This window comes from Granulicella sp. S190 (assembly GCF_009766095.1).
Taxonomy (GTDB): Bacteria; Acidobacteriota; Terriglobia; order Terriglobales; family Acidobacteriaceae; genus Edaphobacter.
Genome location: NZ_LMUD01000007.1, coordinates 214,585 through 235,087, shown reverse-complemented (window position 1 = coordinate 235,087; position 20,503 = coordinate 214,585). Strand labels below are relative to the sequence as shown.

Sequence of the window (20,503 nt, the reverse complement as noted above, 5' to 3'; positions counted from 1 at the left end):
CCCCCGGTGGGGGTATCTTGTGCGTAAGTCTCTTCTTTACATGAGCCTGAAGGAAGCTATCCCTCGTAAAATATTCCATTGAAAGGGGTTGCGCCTAAAATACCTATTTGCAATAAGTTACGGATCAAGTTTCTGTTCAAAGCAGATTCGAGAGCGCCCACGCCCACAAAGATCTCAGTTCACCCGTTATCTTCCATTTTAACAGGCTGAGCAGAACTTCTACGCCACGCGAATCGCCTCGACTGACGCGGGTTTAGCACGCTCAGGCCCTTGACAGCATCTCGCAGGTAGCAGCCATCCTTTCAGGAGCGAGCCTGCTTCGGCGTCTCAAAGTCAGAGAGACGCATCCGCTCGTTCTCGCGGTCGACCGACCGGATGCGTCCGCGCAAAAGATCGCTGAGGGACAGGGTTCCGCAGACCTGCTGGGTACGGCGATCTACTACGGTCAACGTCGCGAGACCTTCGGCCGCCATCATCTCCGCCGCTGCGCGGGCAGTTCCATCCGCATAGATGTAGAGGGCGGGGAGTGAGACCTTCATCCCGGGGGTTGGCCCCGCAGCCGGTACCGGAGACATCAGCTCTCTGACTATCACCAGTTCCAGCGGATCGACGCCATACTCTCTGGTTAGGTGATAACCCCGGCGGCTTAGTTTTTCCGTGAGGATGGATCGCGGCATCAGCAGCGCTGTCACCAGGTAGGAGGCGATGCAGGCAAGAGTCAGCGGCAGAAGGGCAGGCAGACAGTGCGTCACTTCCAGGCTGAACAGAATTGCCGTAAGAGGCACGCCAAGCGAACCTGCAAGCATCGATCCCATTCCGATCAGCGCCCAGAAGGCCTGGACTTCGGGTGTTGCATGGGCCAGATGGCCTGCCATAGCCCCTACGGCACCACCGATCATCAACAGTGGCGCCAGTACGCCGCCCGAGGTTCCCGATCCCAGCGAGAAGGCCCACATCAGCGATTTGGCAACCAGGATTCCAACGATTAGTCCGAAGGTAGCGTTGCCATGCAGAAGCTCGGCGATGTTGTCGTAGCCTACTCCCAGGCCACGCGGAAAGAACAGACCACCCACTCCAATCCCTACTCCACCGATGGCCGGCCACCACATCCAATGGACGGGAAGCCGTTCGAAGAGATCCTCGAACGCGTACATCATGCGGCTCATCCCGGCAGATACCAGGCCCAACAGAACTCCCAACAGCAGAGCGCCCACTGCAAACATGATGCTGTGCGTCGGTGGGAGAGACGGCATCTGGAACAAGGGTCCGGCACCGAGCCAATAGACCCGCAGAAGGCCCGCGGTTGCGCTCGCAAGGGCAACGGGAACCAGGCTGCGCGGTCTCCACTCAAAGAGAAGCAACTCTACCGCGAGAAGGATTGCTGCGACGGGAGTGGCGAAGGTGGCAGACATTCCCGCAGCCGCACCGGCCACCAGCAGCGTGGTTCGCTCTGCGTCGGTTACATGCAGCCTTTGCGCGACCAGCGATCCGACCGCACCTCCCGTCATGATGATGGGCCCCTCTGCTCCAAATGGGCCGCCAGAGCCGATGGAGATTGCAGCGGAGAGTGGCTTGAGGAGGGCGATCTTAGGATCGACCTTTGCGCGATGAAGCAGAATCGCCTCGATCGCCTCCGGGATTCCGTGGCCGCGAATCTTATCGGAGCCGAAGCGCGCCATGAGCCCCACAAGCAGGCCGCCAACGACGGGCACCACAACCATCCAGTGTCCCAGTGGGCTGCTGGCAGGCGAGACGGAGGTGATACTCAGCCGATGGTAGTAAAAGAGGTTGGTGGAGAGCGCAATCAGGCGCAGTAACAAAACGGCCAGCCCTGTAGCGCAGATGCCGATGCCGATCGAGACTCCCGAGAGCAACCAGACTCTTCGATCGACGGTGAAGTCTCGTAATGCGGAGGGATCCGATTTCATCGGCCTCTTCTTCCACGTTCGGTTGCGCTCTCCTGGCCGCCGCTCTTATTGTGCTTCTGGGAGTTACGAATCAGCGTCAACGAATGGATCAGCCGGGGGACCAGCTCAACTAACTCGCGTTCATGATCCTCTGAGAGCGCGCGAAGTACACGCTGCCCTTCTGCGGTGACCTGCAGCACGACGCGGCGACGGTCGGAGACGCCGTGTTTGCGGCGAATCAACCCGGCCTCTTCGCAGCGTTTGCTAAGTTCAACGACACTGTTATGGCGCAGGCCCAGCCTCTCCGCCGCGTACGAGACCGTCGTCTCCACGCCCTCCGGTGCCCCGGCAAGGTGCAGCAGAAGTTGATGCTGCTGGGGATGCAGGCCTGCCTCCGCCGCCCGTCCTTCACTGAAGTGAAGAAACTGCCGGAGCGCATATCGGAACTTCGCCAGGTTCTGGAGCCTGTGCCGGCTCCACGCAGTGGATGTCTTTGCCATATTGAAATTATATCGCATTACGATATAAAACAGCCGACATCAGATAGCTACGAACTAGTTGTTTTTCTAAGTGATTGCGCTAGAGCGTGGTTACGGTCCACTCGTCCCATGCTTCCAGGGCACGGTCGCATTGGAGTTTATGGCGTTCTTTCTTGTCGCGCATCTTTTTGCGCAGCTCCACTTCGAGCGGCGGCAGCAGGTCGAAGGTGATATTCGCCGGTTGGAACTTCTTCGTCTCCGCGTGGCTGATGTAGTGGGTCAGCGAGCCGTTGGCGCTGAGGCGCGGTGCTGTTTGCGGACTGTTCCCCTTCGCAATGGCGGCAGCATAGATACCGGCCAGCATTCCGCTGGCGATGGACTCGGTGTAGCCTTCGACGCCGCTGAGCTGCCCGGCAATCATGATGCCCGGATGCGCCTTCAACTGAAGCGTTTCGCGGAGCAGCGAGGGCGCGTGAATGTAGGTGTTGCGGTGAATCTGGCCATAGCGCAGGAAGGTTGCGTCTTCGAGTCCGGGGATGAGCTTCAACACGCGGTTTTGTTCGCCGTACTTGAGGTGATTCTGGAAGCCGACGAGGTTGTAGCTGTCGGCACGAAGGTTTTCCTGGCGCAGTTGCACGACGGCGTAGGGCCAGCGTCCGGTCTTCGGGTCGGTAAGGCCGACAGGCTTCATGGGGCCGAAGCGGAGGGTGTCGCGGCCTCGGCGCGCCGTCTCTTCAATGGGGAGGCAGCCTTCGAAGTACTGAAGCTTGTTGGCGGTACCGTCCACGGGAAACTTCTCCCAGTCTTTCGATTCGACGTTTTCCGCCGTCGTGAGCGCGTCGAGAAAGACTTCGTACTCTTCTTTCGTGAAGGGGCAGTTGATGTAGTCGGCGGTTCCCTTATCGTAGCGAGCGGCGAAGTAGACCTTCTCCATGTTGATCGTGGTGGCATCGACGATGGGTGAGATGGAGTCGTAGAAGGCGAGGTGATCGGAGCCGGTAAGGCGCTGCAGCTCGGCGGCAAGAGGAGATGAGGTAAGCGGGCCGGAGGCGAGAATGGTCAGCGTGTCGGCGTCGGTCTCATCGAGCTGCGTCACCTCTTCGCGGTGGACGCAAATGCGGGGTTCGGCTGCGATACGCTCGGCGACGCGCCTAGAGAACTCGACCCGATCGACGGCCAGCGCGTGGCCAGCAGGAACGGCGGTGGCATCGGCTTCGGCGAGGAGCATGGAGCCTGCGCGGCGCATCTCCTGCTTGAGCAGCCAGGGCGCGGTGTTCTCTGACTCGGATTTGAGCGAGTTGGAGCAGACAAGTTCGGCGAAGTCGGAGGTCTGGTGGGCTTCGGTGGAGCGCGTGGGGCGCATCTCGTAAAGGTCAACCTCGCAGCCGCGTTTAGCTGCCTGGAGTGCTGCTTCGGGACCGGCGAGGCCACCGCCGATGATCTTAATCTTCTTCATGCTCCTTCAAGCATAGAGGAAGTTGCTCCGTCGCTCTCCCGCATCACTTCGATTGTGCGGCGAGAGCAGCGAGAGCTTCCCCCGAGACCTGCATGCCCTTCCACTCCGACTTCATGACCGCGCCGAGCTGCTGGTAGAAGTCGATGGACGGCTGGTTCCAGTCGAGGACGCTCCACTCGTAGCGCGGGCAGCCCTCCGCCACGGCGATGGCTGCGACGCGAGTCAGAAGAGCTTTGCCGATTCCCTTCCCGCGATGCTCTGGGCTGACGTACAGGTCTTCCAGGTAGATGCCCGCATGGCCACGCCAGGTGGAGTAGTTGTAGAAGTAGAGTGCGAAGCCTGCGGGGGTGATGGTGCTCGCGTCGGTCAGCTCGGCGAGGATGCAGACGAAGCGTTTGGTCTCGCCGAAGCCGTCGCGCAGGAGATCGGCTTCGGTGGCGAGGACTGCGTCGGGTTCGCGCTCATAGGTGGCGAGGTCACGGATGAACTGCAGGATCTGCGGGACATCGGCGGGCGTGGCGGGGCGTAGATTGAGGGATTCCATTGCTTCTGAAAGAGTAGCGGATGCGGATCGGCGAGGCTACCGGCCCGGCATTGGGTGGGAGATTATGGAGTCGCCTTCGCGTCGGGCTTCGCGCCCGGCTGTGCGGCCAGCCACTTGTCAAACGGGATATTGAAGTCGAAGAGCTGCACCTTGCCATCCAGGCTGTGAACCATCTTCACGTAGAGCTCCGCACCTTTGAGCGGCTGGTCGGGTAGCTGACGAACGTCGTAGAACAGGTAGCCAGCGAGTGTGCTGTGCGGCTTGACCGTGGTGCCGTTGAATCCGAAGTCGTTGTCGTCCTTGGTGATCTGCTTGTCCACGGGCTTGTCGTGCATCGTGATGGGCGGCAGAGGAAGCGGCAGAGGAATCTTTTTGCCAGCCGTGCCTTTGGTCGAGAAGAGGCGGCGCTGGATGTCGTCGTCGGTTGCAGCAGGAATCTTGTCGTTGTCGATGGAGATGAACTGGATGCGAGCGTCGTCGAGGGAGAGCGGCGTATCGCTGTCGTTGGTAAAGATGACGCGCACCGCGACAAAACCATGCTGAATATAGGGCAGGCGGAAGAAGTCGCAGTCCTTGGGATCGTCGCAGGGTTCGGCGGCGACCGTAACCTTCTCGTTCGGGTGAGTCTCGAAGGCGGCATACTGGCCGGCTGGTTTTACCAGAGGAGCCTTCTTATCGGCGGCGTGGGCGTCGCTTGCGAAGAGGCAGAGACTAGTACCTAGTAGGATCGGGAGAGTGGGGAACCGGTGGGACTTCATAGCCAGTTTGATTATCATCTTCGCTGGCGTACAAGGTAAAGCGAGGGTTCGGCACCAGTCATGATGTTGGTCTATAGCTCGTTGCTGCTGGCCGTGCTCGTGGTGGGTGCGCCGTACTGGCTGGTACGCATGGCGACCAGCGGGCGGTATCGCGCCGGGTTGTGGGGACGGCTGGGCGCGGTGCCAGAGGAGCTGAAGGCCGCCGTCGCCGGGCAGAAGGTGGCCTGGGTTCATGCGGTGAGCGTAGGCGAGGTGATGGCCGCGACGCAGCTTATCCGCGAGCTGAAGGGAATGCTGCCGGGATGGGTTGTCGCAGTGTCAACGACGACGGAGACTGGGCAAAGGCTGGCAAAGGATCGGCTCTCCGGATCGCCGGTGTTTTATCTTCCGCTCGATTTCAGGTTCTCCGTCCGCCGGTATCTGCGCGTGCTGCGGCCGCAGATTGTCGTGTTGATGGAGAGTGAGCTCTGGCCACGGCTGATCGAAGAGTGCAGTAAAGAAGGCATCCCCGTGGCGGTAGTCAACGCACGCATCTCGGATCGTTCGTTTCCTCGATATATGCGGCTGCGCCGTCTGTGGCGGCCACTTCTGGAGAGGATCTCCCTGTTTCTCGCGCAGAGTGAAGAGACCGCAGAGAGGCTGATCAAGATTGGCGCTCCGCAGGCGCGGGTACAAGTGACAGGCAATTTGAAGTACGACGTGCTCTCCGCGAGCGGCAACGGGATGACTCAGAGGATCGCCTCCATGCTACCGGGCAGTGAGCTAATCGTCGCTGGAAGCACACTTGCAGGGGAAGAGGAGGCGCTGCTGGCGGCATGGCCCGCGATCCTTCACGCAGTTCCTGAGGCATTCCTGTTGATAGCGCCACGACACACTGACCGTTTCGACGAAGTGATGCATCTGATTCGAAGCAGCGGGATTCCGTTTCTACGATGCAGCCAGCTGGCTCAAGGGACCCAGCCAGTGAGCATAGGAACGATTCTTTTGCTGGATACGATCGGAGATCTGGCCTCCGTCTATTCCCTTGCTACAGTAGCGTTTGTAGGAGGAAGCCTCGTGCAGAAGGGTGGGCACAATCCGCTTGAACCCGCTCAGTTCGGCGTACCCGTCATCATCGGGCCCTCCTTTGAGAACTTTCGTGAGATCGTGGAGACCATGCAGCGGGCTGACGCGATTCGCATCGTCGCACCAGAAAGATTGGCTGCAACCATGATCGAGATGATGCAGGCGAAGGATGCTGCGCGCGCGCTTGGGCTGCGCGGACAGGCCGTCTTCGAGTCGCAGGCTGGAGCCACAGCGCGAACGGCGAACGCTCTGGTCGCGCTGCTGGAGAGGACCGTGGTGGCGGGAAGATGAGCGTGCGAAGACCATGGTTGCTGCCGCTGGCTCCGCTGTACGGCGCTGCGCTGGCCTTCAAAAAACAGATGTTCGCCTGGGGCTGGTTGAAGCGCAGCCACCTGGAGAGCACGGTCATCAGCGTGGGAAGCGTCTCCGCAGGTGGCGCGGGAAAGACTCCGGTCGTCCTGATGCTGGCGAGCATTCTGCGCCATCGAGGCTATGCGGTCCGCATCCTGACGCGCGGATACAAACGCCAGTCCGATGCGATCTCCAGGGTCGACCCCTTCGACGATGCGCGCTGGCATGGAGATGAGCCTGTGCTGCTGGCGCAACGGTCGGGCGTGCCCGTCTATGTCGGTGCCGACCGCTATCAGGCCGGCGTAATGGCGGAGCAGGCAGAGCCCTCTGAGAAGCTCGTGGTGCATCTGCTGGACGATGGCTTTCAACATCGCAGGCTGGCTCGCGACATCGATATCGTTTTGCTTACTCAGGAGGATGTGGACGACGCGCTGCTGCCGGCGGGAAATCTGCGCGAGCCTCTCGAAGTCATCGGGCAAGCGGATGTGGTGATCCTGCGCGAAGAAGAAGCGGACTCGCTAAGAGGTGTCGTCAACGGACTGAGCGGAGCCACAGGCAAACCTGCGCTCTGGTTAATTCGGAGGCGGCTCAGCCTCGGCGAGGGAGGCGAAGTGGCACTGCCCACGATACCTTTGGCGTTCTGCGGAATCGCCCGGCCCAATAACTTCATCAGCATGCTTAAAGCTCAAGGGTACGAGCCGGCAAAGGCCGTGTCGTTTGAAGATCATCATGCCTACAGCGAAGCAGACATCGCACATCTGCTCCAGGCGGCGCGCGCGGTTGAAGCAAATGGATTCGTCACCACCGAGAAGGACGCGGTGAAGCTGACACCCGTGATGCGAGACCGTCTGGAGACCATCGGGCCGGTCGTCGTGGCTCGTCTCTGCGTGGAGCTGGTGAATGAGAAGCAGGTTCTGGAACAGCTGGTAACTACCGTGGGCAGGCTGGATCGTCGCAGACGCTAGCGCCGCGAAATCGTGCGCTCCGCATGAGAAAATCATGGCTTGGACCACGAAAGCACACTCTCCTCGCCGGACAGGCTGGCATCTCACGTGGCAGATCGACCGCGGCGCGTCCTGATTGTTCGCATCGGAGCGATGGGAGATGTGCTCCACGCGATGCCCGCTGTCGCCGCGCTGCGCGAGTCGCATCCGGATTGGTTTATCGGATGGGCGATCGAACCGAGGTGGAGTGAGTTGCTGCAGACTTCGGCGGATTTTGACCGCGCATCCTGCGGGGCTGGTCGCAGCGACAGGATGCCGTTGGTCGATCAGTGGCATCAGGTGCCGGCAAAGGCCTGGAAGGAGCGGCCGTTTTCCCCATCGACGCTGAGCGATATCAATGCTGCGCGACGCGAGCTGCGGATGTGGGAGTACGACGTTTGTGTCGATATGCAGGGATCGCTTAAGTCGGCGATTGTGGGGCGGATGGCCGGAGCGCGAGTGTTTGCCGGACAGGCTGAGCCGCGAGAGAGGCAGGCCCGTTGGTTTTACAAGCAACGAGTGTTGACGACCGCGCGTCATGTGATCGAGCAAGGGTGTGAGTTGCTGGGAGCGGCAGTAGGAGAGAAGCTAAGCCCAGCAAAGGTTACGCTTCCCATCGATTCAGAGGCGGAGGCATGGTGCGACGGTCTGCTGGCTCAAACTCTGGCGCAGGGGGAGCAGTTTGCGTTTGTTGCGCCGACCGCTGGCTGGGGTGCGAAGCAGTGGCCTGCCGAGCGTTATGGAGCGGTCGCGGCGGCGTTGGGCCGCGCAGGGTACTGCACGCTGGTGAATGAGACGCTGGGAGATCGAACGGCGGATAAAGTGATTGCCTCAAGCGAAGGTTATGCGACTCTGGTTCCCTGCTCTATTGGTCAGATGATCGCCTTGGTGCGACGGGCCGGAGTCGTGATTGCAGGAGATACGGGGCCATTACATCTCGCGGCGGCGCTGCAGAGGCCGGTGGTTGGGCTGTATGGGCCGACGAACCCTGCCAGAAATGGACCGTTCGGGACCGAGGCGCGGGTGTTGCGGCATGAGTCCAGCACCCTGGATCACACGCGGCGCACCGAGACAGAGGTGGGGTTGATGCAGATCACGACGGACAAGGTGGTGGAGGCTGCGCTTGCTCTGCTGCTGGTTGGACAGGATAAGGTGAAGAGGTGAGCGAACGAACGACATGGCAGAGAATCGCGCGGCGTATCCGGGTGCCGTTGGGATTTGTCTTTGCCGCGGTATTTCTATGGCTGGCGCGGCCCACCGGCAAGACCATGCTGCTGAGCCTTCTGCTGGTAGTTCCCGGGGTGTGGCTGCGAGCCTACGCAGCCGGGTACGTTCGCAAGAACGCTGAGCTGACCTTTACCGGCCCCTATGCCTACACGCGCAATCCGCTCTACCTGGGGTCGATGCTGATCGCATTTGGATTTGCCGCTGCGGCGGATAGCTGGGTGATCCTGATTGCGTTGACGGCTCTGTTTGCGGCGATCTATATCCCGACGATTCAGAGTGAGGAAGCCTACCTGCGAGAGCACTTTGCCGACTTCAGCGAGTACGCCGCGAAGGTGCCCAGGCTGCTGCCACGACTGACGGCGGCTCGGTTCCCGGTCGATGAGAATGCGAGCGGGGGCAAGTTCTCCTGGCAGCAGTGGCAGCACCACCGCGAGTACAATGCTCTTATGGGTGCTGGCGCGATCTATCTCGCGCTGGCGGTCCGGCTTCTTCTCCATCACCGTCGGTGACTGAAGGCGTGGAGGCTGGGGCGAATCGCCCACAAACTTCAACTCGTGAGAGTGCTGCCCCTTTGCTGAAGCCGGAACTGTCTTTTCTTGCGTTTATCCTCCTGATGCTGTGTTCCACGATCTCGCTGACGGCGAGAGCGCAGCTTTTGGGACTTGGGCCGAAGCCCGCGCCGCAACCGGTCGTGATCCCGACCTTGCAGCCTCCGCAACCTGGCTTTGCCTTCCCGGAGAAGCAGACCCTGAGCTTTACCGTGGACTGGCGCGTCTTTACCGCCGGCACAGCGGTCTTCCAACTGGAGCAGCAAGGAACGGTGCAGAAGATTACAGCCACCGCCGACACCACAGGCGCGGTGACCATGCTCTTCCCCGTGATCGATAAATTTCAGGCCGGGTTCGACACCAAGACCGGATGCTCCACCGGCTTCAGCAAGCAACTGCAGGAGGGTCGCCGCAAGATCTCGAGCGAGCTCTCTTTCGACTACGCGCAGGGCAAGCAGAAGCAGGTCGAGAAGAACCTGGTAAAAGGCACCTCCAAGGATCAGACCGCCTCGATCCCGGCCTGCGTCACCGACTCTCTCTCCGCGATCTTCTATGCCGCCTCGCAGCCGATGGTGGTCGGTCAGAGCATCCGCTTTCCGCTGGCGGACTCCATGCGCACCGTGACCGTGGCTATGAAGGTGGAGGGCAAAGAAGAGATCAAGACTCCGGCAGGAACCTTCCAGACGCTCAAGGTCGAGCCGACCGCGGATGAGGGCATCGTGAAGAACCGCGGCCACATCTGGGTCTGGTACACCGACGACGCGAGGCACATGCCGGTACAGATTCAGGCTCGGCTGTTCTGGGGAACGATCACCTTCCACCTGCAGTCGTACGAACCGAAATAAGAAGAAAGACGGCTCTTTGATGACAGATGAGACTCAGGATGCAGCGTTGGATCCCGAAGCGCAGGATCCCGACAAGTTCGTAACCGTGGGCAAGTTTCTCGAGCCCGTCAACGCGCAGATGGCTAAGGGCATGCTCGAGTCTGCAGGCATCGAATGCTTCCTTCAGGGTGAGAATGCCAACAGTTTGCTGGCGTTAGCTTTTCGGGCGCGGCTGCTGGTCCACAAGCAGGATGAAGAGACGGCGCGGGAGATTCTCGCCGAGGCCGTCGGTGAACTGACCGGAGACGAGCTGACCTCCGCCGAAGAGCGCGAGTTGGAGGCGGGTGATGGCGACGCCTGAGTCGAACCGTCTGCGCGCCGTGCTCTGCCTGTCGGGTGGAATGGACTCCTCCGTATGCGCTGCGCTGGCGGCGCGGGACTACGACGTCTACGCTGTCCACTTCAGCTACGGCCAGAGAACCGAGGATCGCGAGCTGCACTCCGCCCAGGAGGTGGCCCGCATCGTAGGAGCCAAAGAGCTGCTGCATCTAAAGATCGACCTCTTTCGACGGATCGGCGGGTCTGCGCTTACCGATGCCTCCATCGCGGTGCCGGTGGCAGGAGACGAGGCCTCCATCGGCGACGAAGTTCCGGTCACCTACGTTCCCTTTCGAAACGCGCACTTTCTCTCCGCGGCGGTAAGCTGGGCGGAGGTTCTGGGCGCCGAAACCGTCTTCATCGGGGCGGTCGAACAAGATAGTTCGGGGTATCCAGACTGCCGTCCGGCCTACTACGACGCCTTCAATCAGCTCATCCGGACGGGCACGAAAGAAGGAAAGATCCAGGTCGTGACACCGCTGATCCGGATGCGCAAGAGCGAGATCGTCCGGCTGGGAGTTGAACTGGGTGCACCGTTCCATGTAAGTTGGTCATGCTATTCCGGTCAGACTGAGGCCTGCGGCGTATGCGAGAGCTGCGTTCTGAGGCTGCGGGCATTTCGCGAGGCCGGAGCGGTCGATCCCATCCCGTATGCGGTCGCATGACCGCTGCATTTTGCATCCAATTTTGAGGAAGTACAATTCGCTTTGCAACGAACACTTACGCCCGCGCTAATGGGCCAGGAGAAGATAAGAGCATGAAACGTATCGGATGGAAGATAAGCACCCTGGCAGCCGCTCTGCTGGTAGTTCTGGCGCTGGCGCAGCCTGCCCGCCTGAAAGCACAGGCAGCACCCCCCGCCGGAACCGCCAGCATTCACGGACACGTCCTGAATCCTGCAGGCTTCCCCCTTACCAAGGGCGAAGTTCGCCTGTCGACGGATCGAACCTCGGAAGCGAAGGATAGAAAGTACCTCTACACCTTCCCGATTGACGCAAACGGAGACTACAAGGGCACCGGGATCGCAGCGAACAACTACATCGTGTTCGTCTTCCAGGATGACAAGAGCCTCGACTTCAACGAAAACGTTCCCATCGCCAAAGAAGAAGACAAGCTCGTGAACTTCGACATGTCTCGCCCCGAATACCTCAGCAAGATGACACCCGAGGAGCGGAAGCAGATCGAAGAGTACAAGAAGAAGAACTCCGAGGTCAGCGCAGCCAACGCAAAGGTCTCGAACCTGAATGCGCTGCTGACCCAGGCGCGCGCGGATAACAAGGCGGGCAACTACGACTCCGCGATCACCGCGATGAAGCAGGCGACAGAGATCAAGGGGGACGAAGGCATCCTGTGGGTGACGCTGGGCGATGGACAGCTCGGCAGCGGAGACGCAGCAGCCAAGGCTGCCAAGGCAGCGGGTACCTCCGTGAACGACCCGGCCATCGTGCAGAAGTACACCGATGCCGCAACCTCTTACAAGAAAGCTGCCGACCTGAACGCAGCCTCCAAGAAGCCGAATCCGGAGACTGCCGGCGTTGCCTACAACCAGCTGGGCCAGGCTGAGGCAAAGCTTGGAGACGCCAAAGCCTCCTCCGACGCCTACGAGCAGGCTGCCAAAGCGCAGCCGGAGAAGGCCGGCATGTACTACTTCAACGAAGCCGCAACCCTTTACAACTCAGGCAAGCTTGTTGAAGCGGGCGCAGCAGCCGACAAGGCGATTGCAGCCGATCCGAAGAAGGCTGATGCTTACTACATCAAGGGACAGGCGCTGATTCCGCAGGCGACGGTCGATCCGAAGACACAGAAGATCGTGGCTCCCCCAGGATGCGTCGAGGCTTATCAGGCGTACCTTGAACTCTCTCCCGATGGGTCGCACGCTGCCGACGTGAAGGGTATTCTCGAGGGCATCGGAGCACCGGTGAAGTCGAGCTTCAAAGCCGGAAAGAAGTAGTCTCTAAACCAGAGAGAAGGCCCCGGGCGAGCATGCTCGGGGCCTTTTGTCTGCTCCATAGTTGTTCCTTACTTTTTCAATATGGTTGGCGGGAGAAGACATGCAGGCTGCGGATGGAGTCTTCGACTTCGATAGCGCGTTGAAGATCGTGCTGGAACATGCAGCGAGCCTCACGCCGCAGCAGAGTGAGACCATCCCCTTGCTCGCCTGTAGAGGCCGCGTATTGGCCGCTGCCGTATTCGCCGATCGAGATCAGCCGCCGTTCGACCGTTCGACCCGCGACGGCTTTGCCCTGCGGGCTGGCGATGCCGCCTCTCCATTGAAGGTCGTGGGATTGGTGAGAGCAGGAGAGCAGTGGGAGGGCAGCGGCCTGGAGACCAATGCTGCGATTGAGATCATGACCGGAGCGCCAGTTCCAGCCGGTGCTGACGCCGTCGTGATGATCGAGCACGTCGAACGCGATGGCGATACCGTCCGCTTAATCGAGGGCCGCGAGATTCGGCGCGAACAGAACATCGTGCCGCAAGGAAGCGAGGCCAGAGCAGGCCAAACCGTCCTGCCGAGTAGAACCACCATCGAGGGTGCCGAGATTGCTCTTGCAGCCTCCTGCGGCTGTACCAACCTTGAGGTCTTTCGTCGCCCGAAGGTCGCGGTCATCGCAACCGGCGACGAGTTGGTGGACCTCGCCGACACACCCGGCCCGCAACAGATTCGAAACTCCAACAGCTATGGCCTGGCGGCGCTCATTGCACACGCAGGGGGCGAGCCCGTACAGCTTGCCATCGCGCAGGATCGACGGCCCGAGCTCGAGGCCACCATTCGCGCGGCCCGCAGCTGTGATTTGATGCTGCTCTCCGGCGGCGTCTCCATGGGCAAGTACGACCTCGTCGAGGAGGTGCTGCAGTCGCTCGGCGCGGAGTTCTTCATTACCGGCGTGTGGATGCAGCCGGGCAAGCCGCTGGTCTTCGGGCGGCTGCCGGCGAGCGGCGAGTTCCCCGCACAGTACTTCTTTGGGCTGCCCGGAAATCCCATATCGACGCAGGTAACGTTCCACTGTTTCGTCGAGCCGATGCTGCGCGCAAGCAGTGGCACCGGAGCACAGCCGCCGCGCTTCCTTCAGGCGACGCTCGCCGAAGACGTCTCCGGCAAGGCGGGCCTCATGCGCGTGCTGCCTGCCCGGTGGACACCAGACAGGGTTCGCCCCGAGGTGCGCGTGGTCGGATGGCAGGGATCGGGCGACCTCGCAGCCAATGCCCGCGCCAACTGTTACGCTGTACTCCCACCCGATAGAGAGCGATTTACAGCCGGGGATGTCATTACCATTCTGCTGCGATAGGCTTGTGTTATGGATGATGTGGACTACACCTCGGAACAGATCATGGACGACGCCCCCGAGCAGCTGGGCAATGACGCAGACTTCCCACCTGACCCGCAGACACAGACTGTTGTTCTGCCTGTGCGCCTTTCGCACTACAATGAGTCCGGCGAAGCCCACATGGTCGATGTCAGCGAGAAGCCCTCGACGCGACGCGAGGCAGTCGCTGCAGCCTTCGTTGAGCTGAGTGACTCCGTACTTCAGGCGCTGCCGCAAAACCCCAAGGGCAATCCGCTGGAGGTCGCCAGATTCGCGGGAATTCAAGCGGCGAAGCAGACATCCACCCTGATTCCCATGTGCCATCAGCTCGCGCTCAGCTATGTCGACGTGAGCGCAACGATCGTCGAGGGCGGCGTCGCGATCGAGGCTACCGCGTCAACCATCGCAGGAACGGGAGTAGAGATGGAAGCGATGGTGGCGGCATCGATCGCAGCGCTGACGGTCTACGACATGACCAAGGCACTCGACAAGGGGATCCGGATCCGCGAAGTCGTGCTCCTCCGAAAGAGCGGCGGCAAAAGCGGCGACTATCGGCGCGAGGGCTTCTAACTCAAACCGCAGTCGCCAGCGTCACCGCGAAGAGATGCTGCGAATCCTGCCAGGATCTCGTCTTCTTGAACCCGGCGGACGCAAGAAGAGCTTCCACTGCAGTCGAAGTAAATTTGTAACTGTTTTCGGTGTGAATACTCTCGCCCGCCTCGAAGTGGATCGTGAGCGCTCCACCGCTTGCATTGGCGGGGATATGAACGCGCTGCGCAAGCAGCGACTCCAGATGCATCTCAATGCGGGACTGTGTCGGATTCCAGCAAGCCCGGTGGCGAAAGTTCGCGGGCGAGAAGTCGGCGCCAAGATCCCGGTTGAGCCGCGTCAGTACGTTCAGGTTGAAGGCAGCAGTCACTCCTGCAGCGTCGTCATAGGCAGCAAGCAACGCAGCTATAGTTTTGCTGGAGCCGTTGCCGGGCGCAAGGTCCGTGCCCAGGAGAAGCGCATCGCCGGGAAGCAACTGAGCGCGAAGATTTCGCAGAACATCTCTCGCATCTTCCGGCGTGAAGTTCCCGATACTGGAGCCGATGTAGAGCGCCAGCGTGCGCGTCTCGACAAGCCGATTGAGAGGAAGAGCTTCGCGGGTGTAGTCCGCAACCTGGGAGCGGACCGTTACGCCGGGGATGTTCGCCAGAATATTTTCCGTCGCCTCATCAAGAGCGGTCTCGGAGACATCGACGGGCTGATACACCACGCTTCCCTGCTGCCGGACCGCCTCCGTTAGCAGAATGCCCGTCTTGGTCGCCGTGCCTGCGCCCAGCTCGATGAGCGTGAGCTTGCCACTCGGCCCCTGCCCCAGCGCCGCCTCTCGCAGAATCCCCTCAGCATTTGCGGCGAAGATTCCACGCTCTGTCCGAGTAAGGTAGTACTCGGGCAGCTCGGTTATCTGCTCGAAAAGATGCGAACCCGCCTCGTCGTAAAAGAGCCACGGCGAAAGAGTCTTAGGCGTAGCGTTAAGACCGGCTCGCGCCTCCTGAGCGATCGCATCGGAGGTACTTGTAATCGGTGCGTCTGGAGCAAAGGTAATAGATGGCACGTCTGGTCCCCTGAAGTTTAATAGTCGCTACCTACGGCGTGCCTCAAAGAGTGTCTCTCACCGTCGTTTGGATTGGATGCATCCTGGAGGTTTCTGTTTCGACTTATTTGTTCGCAATTCAATTTTTCGCGGCAAAAAGTTGATTTCAGACAAAGAAAGACCTACTTCTTTCCTTGAATCCAAAAAACTCCAACCTCCTGTATTGGTTCCGCAAGGCCGCCGATCCGCGACCTTCCACTCCACCGCCTTCTCACTACTTATCGATTCTAGTACCGCCAGCTCGTCACATCCGCCCCGGCAGGCGCGGTCTTCGCAATACGATCCATGATCTTCGGCAGGTACATCGTGTTGTAGTGCAGCCGCGAGTAAGCATTGGGCAGCGTCGGATCCCCATTCCAGCAGTGCTCCGCGCGCGGCCCATACAACACCTCGCCGTCATACGGCACGCCATGCCCTGCGGTTCCCGTGGTCTTCAGAAAATCCTCCATCAGGTAGACGGCATCGTTCAAAAAATACGTGTCGTCGCTGCCCACATAGAGATGGATCTTGCCCTGCAGCTTTGGTCCCAGCGTCGCCCAGTCCCGTTGCAGCTTCGCGTTCAGGTCGTAGTGCTCCTTCCAATACTCCGCCACTTTATGATCGATCTCCCCGGTCTCCTTGTCGAAGATCGGCTCCGGATATCCATCTTTTCCCTGCGGGGAGTAAACCGCCTGCCAGATGTCGAACTGATCGCCCGACCGCCCGTGGTCCCCCAGCGCCGCCTCGTATGCAATATTGTCCCGCATCGAGATCAGAGTCTGCCCCAGGTAGTTCCGCATCGCGGGCTGCTCCACCCGCTTGTTCGCCCCCTGCAGATAGAACATGTTGTCGTCCTTGTAGAGATCCCGCGACATGTAAGCGTGAAAATCCACCGGATCCGGACACGCGACATAAGCGCCGTTGTAGTGATCGGGATAGAAGATCTGCACCGCCAGCGACTCCCATCCGCCCGTCGATCCGCCATACATAAACCGCGCCCAGCTCTGCCCGATCCCGCGAAACTGCTTCTCCACCGCCGGAACCAGCTCCGTCTCGATTGCATCGCCATACGGCCCCAGGTTCGCGGAGTTCACCGCATACGAGTCGTCGTAGTAAGGATTCGCATGTTGAATCTTCATCACCAGCACGCGCGGAAACTTCGGCCCGCTCCATTGCTGGTACTCCTTGTACGCCTCCTCCTGCTGAATCCGGTTGTACCCTTCAAGATGAAATCGCTCCGAGTAGTTCGGCTTCAGATTCGGATCAGGCGGCGTGGTCCTAAAGTCATCGAATCCCGTCACGAAATGATCGTGAAAGATCATCAGTGGGTAGTGCGCCTCCGTATGCTCGTCAAACCCCTCCGGCACCAGCACCACCGCACTCAAAAACGTAGGCGTCCCCCAGAACTTCGTCAGCAGCGCGCTCTGAATCTTGATATGCCGAACATATTTTGTATCTGCTTCAGGCACAATTGGAGGGATCACCTGGTCCAGCGAGATCACGATCGGCGCGCCGCTCGGCCCAACATGGGCCTTCACCGGTTTGCTGTACAGATTGCCCGGCGCCAGATTCCAATGCTTCCCTTCGCCACGGTCCGGCGACAGCTTGATCGTCTTACCGTCCGCACGATGGAAGGTCTCATACACATCGAGCACTGCCTGCACCGTATAGTCGCCAGCAGGAACCTCCTTCAAACTCCTCACCGGATATCCCGCAGCCTTCTCATCCACCGCAACGCTCTGCCCCGGCTTCAGCCCATCGACTGTCACGCCGAAGACAATCTGGCTCCGCGGCGTATCGTCGATCTGCATACGCGGCTCCTCCGAAGGGTCGTTCGAAAGCAGAAGCAACAGCCGTCCATCCAATGGCTTCGCCGACCGCGCAGCAGGAAAGGACACCGAGACTGCCTGAACACCGGTCTGGACACCAGTTTGAGCGCTTCCAGCCTCGGCATGCAGAACGATCACACAGGCCGCAGCCAACGTTAGGACACAGGAGAACGAAAAGGGACGCATGGGGGCAGTATACAAACCTGCGTCTCAAGAAACCGCAAACATCCTCAGGCCACTCCACCCGCCACGTTGGTATCATCCTCTCACCGTTTTTATTCGAGTATGCAGGCACTCTCTCAAGACCTGGCCGGGCCTCCGTGGAGAAAAGATGAAAGCTTCGCTGTTTTCCTTTAAAAAGTTTGCCGCCGCAGCTCTTCTATGCGGACTCACTACTGCTCCGATGGTAGTTGTCGCGGACGATCTTCCGGCCGCCAAGCCGCTCAAGCTTCCCGAGTTGAAGTACGAAAAGTACACCCTGCCCAACGGCCTCGTCGTCCTCACCCACGAAGACCATCGTCTCCCTCTCGTCGCCATCGACCTCTGGTATCACGTCGGTCCGCTCAACGAGCGCGCCGGCCGCACCGGCTTCGCCCACCTCTTCGAGCACATGATGTTCGAAGGCTCCGAGCACGTCGGCGAAAAAGCCCACTTCAAATATCTCGAGGGCGCGGGTGCCACCGATATCAACGGCACCACCGACTTCGACCGCACCAACTACTTCGAGACCCTGCCCAGCAACCAGCTTGAGCTCGGGCTCTGGCTTGAGAGTGATCGCATGGGCTTTCTCCTCGAAGGCCTCGACCGCACCAAGCTGACCAACCAGCGTGACGTCGTCCGCAACGAGCGCCGTCAGGGCGAAGGCACGCCCTACGCTCTCGGCGACGAGCAGATCTACCATATGCTCTTCCCCAAAGAGCATCCTTACTACGCCTCTGTCATCGGCTCCCACGCCGATATCGAAGCCGCACGCATCAACGACATCCGCGACTTCCACCAGCACTTCTACACCCCCAACAACGCCAGCATTGCTATCGCCGGAGACTTCGATCCCGCAAAACTGAAAGCTCTACTCACCAAATACTTCGGCCCTATTCCAGAGGGCCCAGCCGTCGAACCGGTCTCCGTTACGACCCCACCCATCACCGTGCAAAAACGCGCCACTGTCACCGACACCGTTCAACTTCCGCGTCTCTCCGTCGCATGGCTCACTCCTTCTGTCTTCACACCGGGCGATGCTGAGACCGACCTCCTCGCTCACATCCTCGGCGGCGGCAAGGCGAGCCGCCTCTACCGCAAGCTCGTCTACGAACAGCAGGTCGCCCAGACCGTCACCTGCAATCTCAACACCCTGAAGCTACGCTCCATCGCCCAGTGCGATCTCACCGCCAAACCCGGCGTCTCTCTCGACACGCTCGAAGCAGCACTCTGGAAAGAAGTAGCCAGTCTCCAGACCGACGGCCCTACCCAAGCGGAGCTCGATCGCGCTCGCACCGTCGACGTCACCGCCAAGATCACCGGCCTGCAGCGTCTCGGCGGCTTCGGCGGTGTCGCCGACACCCTCGACCGTTACAACCAGTTCCTCGGCGATCCCGGCTACCTGCCCAAGGACATCGCCCGCTATCAGGCCGCCACCATCGCCTCCGTCAAGCAGACGGCCAGCCAGTACCTCGGCAAAGATCAGAGCGTCGTCGTTAGCTGCATCCAAGGTAAGAAGGTCGTTGACGATGTTCCCCGCAGCCCCGACAACACCGACGCCGATGCGAAGCTGACTCCGCCTTACGCCCCGCAGTTTGAAGAGCAGCAGAACTGGCGTAAGACCATACCCGCAGCCGGCCCAACCACCGCCTTCCATCTCCCCGTTCCCAAGACCTTCACCCTCGCTAACGGCCTTCAGGTCTATCTGCTTGAGGATCACTCTCTGCCTGTCTACAGTGCTGCAGTCGTGTCTCGCGCAGGCAGCGAGTCCGACACCGTTGCCAAAGCTGGCCTCGCCGGCTTTACCGCCCGCCTGCTCACCGAAGGAACAAAGCAGCGCTCCGCCACCGTCCTCGCAGACGACGCCGAACAGATCGGCACCACCCTTACCTCCACCGCAGAAGTCGACAGCGCCCACACCAGCGTCAACGCTCTCAGCAACAACACCGAAGCTGGTCTTGATCTCATCTCCGACGTCGTCGAGCATCCCGCCTTCGCCCCCGAAGAGGTCGAGCGTATCCGCAAACAACGCCTGGTAGCCATCCTGCAGGAGGGCGATCAACCGGTTGCCTCCGTCCTGCGTGTAGGCTTCCGCACCCTCTACGGCGACCACCCCTACGGCATCCGCACCATCGGCAACACCGACGGCACCAAAGCCATCACCCGTGACGACATCACCAACTTCTGGCAGTCGCACTACGGACCGAAGGACTCAGCTCTCATCCTCGCCGGCGACGTCAACGAGTCTGAGGTGAAACACCTCGCCGAGAAGTACTTCAAAGGCTGGACCGGAGCCGCGGCCACAACCGTCTCGGTTCCGCCCGCGCCCGCGCCACCCACACTCAAGATCGTCATCGTAGATAAGCCCGGCGCTCCTCAGACCGCCCTCTTCGCCTTCGGTCTCGGCCTTCCCCGCACCACGCCGGACTACCCTGCGGTCCAGATCCTGAACAACGTCCTCGGCGGCCTCTTCGCCAGCCGCATCAACATGAACCTCCGCGAGGAGCACGGCTACACCTACGGAGCCACCTCAGGCTTCTTCTACTACCGCACCGGAGGCCCCTTCTACAGCGGCGCCCAGGTCCGTACCGACGTCACCGCTCCCGCCGCCAAACAGCTTATGCTCGAGCTCAACCGCATCCGCACCGAGCCTCCCACCGAGACAGAACTCAAGCTCGCGAAAGACTCGCTCCTCCACTCTCTCCCCGGAGACTTCGAGACCACGAAGGCCTCCATCGGCGGCCTCCGTCAACTGTTCATCTATGGTCTGCCGCTCGACTACTTCGCCAAACTCCCTGCTCAGTACGAAGCCGTCACACCGGCAGAGGTCTCGAAGGCCGCCCAAACCGACATCCACCCCGACCAACTGATCGTGATGGCTGTAGGCGACCGCGCCAAGATCGAGCCAGGCCTGAAGGAGCTCAACCTCGGGCCTATCGAGTACCGCGATACCACCGGCAATCCCGTCAAATAAACTTCACCCAAACAAAGAAAGAGGCGCAGAGCAATTACTCTGCGGCCTCTTTCTTTTGC

At 60.5% G+C, this 20,503-nt stretch carries 18 protein-coding genes; 11 read left to right on the top strand and 7 right to left on the bottom strand.

Annotated features, from left to right (window positions below; translation table 11 throughout):
- Positions 1-302: 302 nt before the first annotated feature.
- From GSQ94_RS03005 to GSQ94_RS02985, 5 genes are all read right to left on the bottom strand, one after another.
- Entirely contained in the window at positions 303-1,928 is a 1,626-nt protein-coding gene (locus GSQ94_RS03005) for a chloride channel protein (RefSeq protein WP_158941815.1), read from the bottom strand.
- The gene (locus GSQ94_RS03000; protein WP_158941814.1) at positions 1,925-2,407 is read right to left on the bottom strand and encodes a MarR family winged helix-turn-helix transcriptional regulator; all 483 of its coding nucleotides are present in this window, start codon (positions 2,405-2,407) and stop codon (positions 1,925-1,927) included. Before GSQ94_RS03000 ends, GSQ94_RS03005 begins: the two co-directional genes overlap by 4 nt.
- 79 nt (positions 2,408-2,486) lie before the next feature.
- Entirely contained in the window at positions 2,487-3,842 is a 1,356-nt protein-coding gene (gene trmFO, locus GSQ94_RS02995) for a methylenetetrahydrofolate--tRNA-(uracil(54)-C(5))-methyltransferase (FADH(2)-oxidizing) TrmFO (protein WP_158941813.1), read from the bottom strand.
- Between the two features lie 43 nt (positions 3,843-3,885).
- Positions 3,886-4,386, bottom strand: coding sequence for a GNAT family N-acetyltransferase (locus GSQ94_RS02990; protein ID WP_158941812.1), 501 nt, complete (start codon positions 4,384-4,386; stop codon positions 3,886-3,888).
- 62 nt (positions 4,387-4,448) lie between these two features.
- Positions 4,449-5,144: a hypothetical protein gene (locus GSQ94_RS02985; protein ID WP_254063585.1), complete on the bottom strand. Its 696-nt coding sequence runs from the start codon at positions 5,142-5,144 to the stop codon at positions 4,449-4,451.
- Positions 5,145-5,204: 60 nt separating this feature from the next.
- Here GSQ94_RS02985 and GSQ94_RS02980 point away from each other — a divergent pair, with 60 nt between their 5' ends.
- The 10 genes from GSQ94_RS02980 to moaC all read left to right on the top strand — a co-directional run bounded on the left by GSQ94_RS02980 (position 5,205) and on the right by moaC (position 14,395).
- Entirely contained in the window at positions 5,205-6,500 is a 1,296-nt protein-coding gene (locus GSQ94_RS02980) for a 3-deoxy-D-manno-octulosonic acid transferase (RefSeq protein WP_254063583.1), read from the top strand.
- The gene (gene lpxK / locus GSQ94_RS02975; RefSeq protein WP_158941810.1) at positions 6,497-7,525 is read left to right on the top strand and encodes a tetraacyldisaccharide 4'-kinase; all 1,029 of its coding nucleotides are present in this window, start codon (positions 6,497-6,499) and stop codon (positions 7,523-7,525) included. Before GSQ94_RS02980 ends, lpxK begins: the two co-directional genes overlap by 4 nt.
- Positions 7,526-7,612: 87 nt before the next feature.
- A complete protein-coding gene (locus GSQ94_RS02970; protein ID WP_254063582.1) occupies positions 7,613-8,707 on the top strand; it encodes a glycosyltransferase family 9 protein in 1,095 nt (364 codons plus the stop codon).
- Entirely contained in the window at positions 8,704-9,279 is a 576-nt protein-coding gene (locus GSQ94_RS02965) for an isoprenylcysteine carboxylmethyltransferase family protein (RefSeq protein ID WP_158941809.1), read from the top strand. The genes GSQ94_RS02970 and GSQ94_RS02965 overlap by 4 nt, the downstream gene beginning before the upstream one ends.
- Before the next feature lie 104 nt (positions 9,280-9,383).
- Positions 9,384-10,163, top strand: coding sequence for a DUF3108 domain-containing protein (locus GSQ94_RS02960; RefSeq protein ID WP_158941854.1), 780 nt, complete (start codon positions 9,384-9,386; stop codon positions 10,161-10,163).
- A gap of 19 nt (positions 10,164-10,182) precedes the next feature.
- Entirely contained in the window at positions 10,183-10,503 is a 321-nt protein-coding gene (locus GSQ94_RS02955) for a DUF2007 domain-containing protein (RefSeq protein WP_158941808.1), read from the top strand.
- Positions 10,490-11,185 (top strand): 7-cyano-7-deazaguanine synthase QueC, encoded by a 696-nt coding sequence (gene queC, locus GSQ94_RS02950; protein ID WP_158941807.1) that lies wholly within the window; start codon positions 10,490-10,492, stop codon positions 11,183-11,185. Before GSQ94_RS02955 ends, queC begins: the two co-directional genes overlap by 14 nt.
- 92 nt (positions 11,186-11,277) lie before the next feature.
- Complete coding sequence (locus tag GSQ94_RS02945; protein WP_158941806.1) at positions 11,278-12,471, top strand: tetratricopeptide repeat protein; 1,194 nt, start codon at positions 11,278-11,280, stop codon at positions 12,469-12,471.
- Between the two features lie 100 nt (positions 12,472-12,571).
- Complete coding sequence (gene glp / locus GSQ94_RS02940) at positions 12,572-13,807, top strand: gephyrin-like molybdotransferase Glp (protein ID WP_158941805.1); 1,236 nt, start codon at positions 12,572-12,574, stop codon at positions 13,805-13,807.
- Positions 13,808-13,816: 9 nt separating this feature from the next.
- Positions 13,817-14,395 (top strand): cyclic pyranopterin monophosphate synthase MoaC, encoded by a 579-nt coding sequence (gene moaC, locus GSQ94_RS02935; protein ID WP_371417427.1) that lies wholly within the window; start codon positions 13,817-13,819, stop codon positions 14,393-14,395.
- Position 14,396: 1 nt separating this feature from the next.
- Here moaC and egtD read toward each other — a convergent pair whose 3' ends face one another.
- Both egtD and GSQ94_RS02925 read right to left on the bottom strand, forming a co-directional pair.
- Positions 14,397-15,425, bottom strand: coding sequence for an L-histidine N(alpha)-methyltransferase (egtD, locus tag GSQ94_RS02930; RefSeq protein ID WP_371417426.1), 1,029 nt, complete (start codon positions 15,423-15,425; stop codon positions 14,397-14,399).
- A 266-nt stretch (positions 15,426-15,691) separates the two neighbouring features.
- The gene (locus GSQ94_RS02925; protein WP_158941804.1) at positions 15,692-17,458 is read right to left on the bottom strand and encodes a hypothetical protein; all 1,767 of its coding nucleotides are present in this window, start codon (positions 17,456-17,458) and stop codon (positions 15,692-15,694) included.
- Positions 17,459-17,603: 145 nt separating this feature from the next.
- Between GSQ94_RS02925 and GSQ94_RS02920 the strand changes: the two genes are divergently transcribed.
- Positions 17,604-20,444, top strand: a complete 2,841-nt coding sequence (locus tag GSQ94_RS02920) for a pitrilysin family protein (protein ID WP_158941803.1) — start codon at positions 17,604-17,606, stop codon at positions 20,442-20,444.
- Positions 20,445-20,503: the final 59 nt, after the last annotated feature.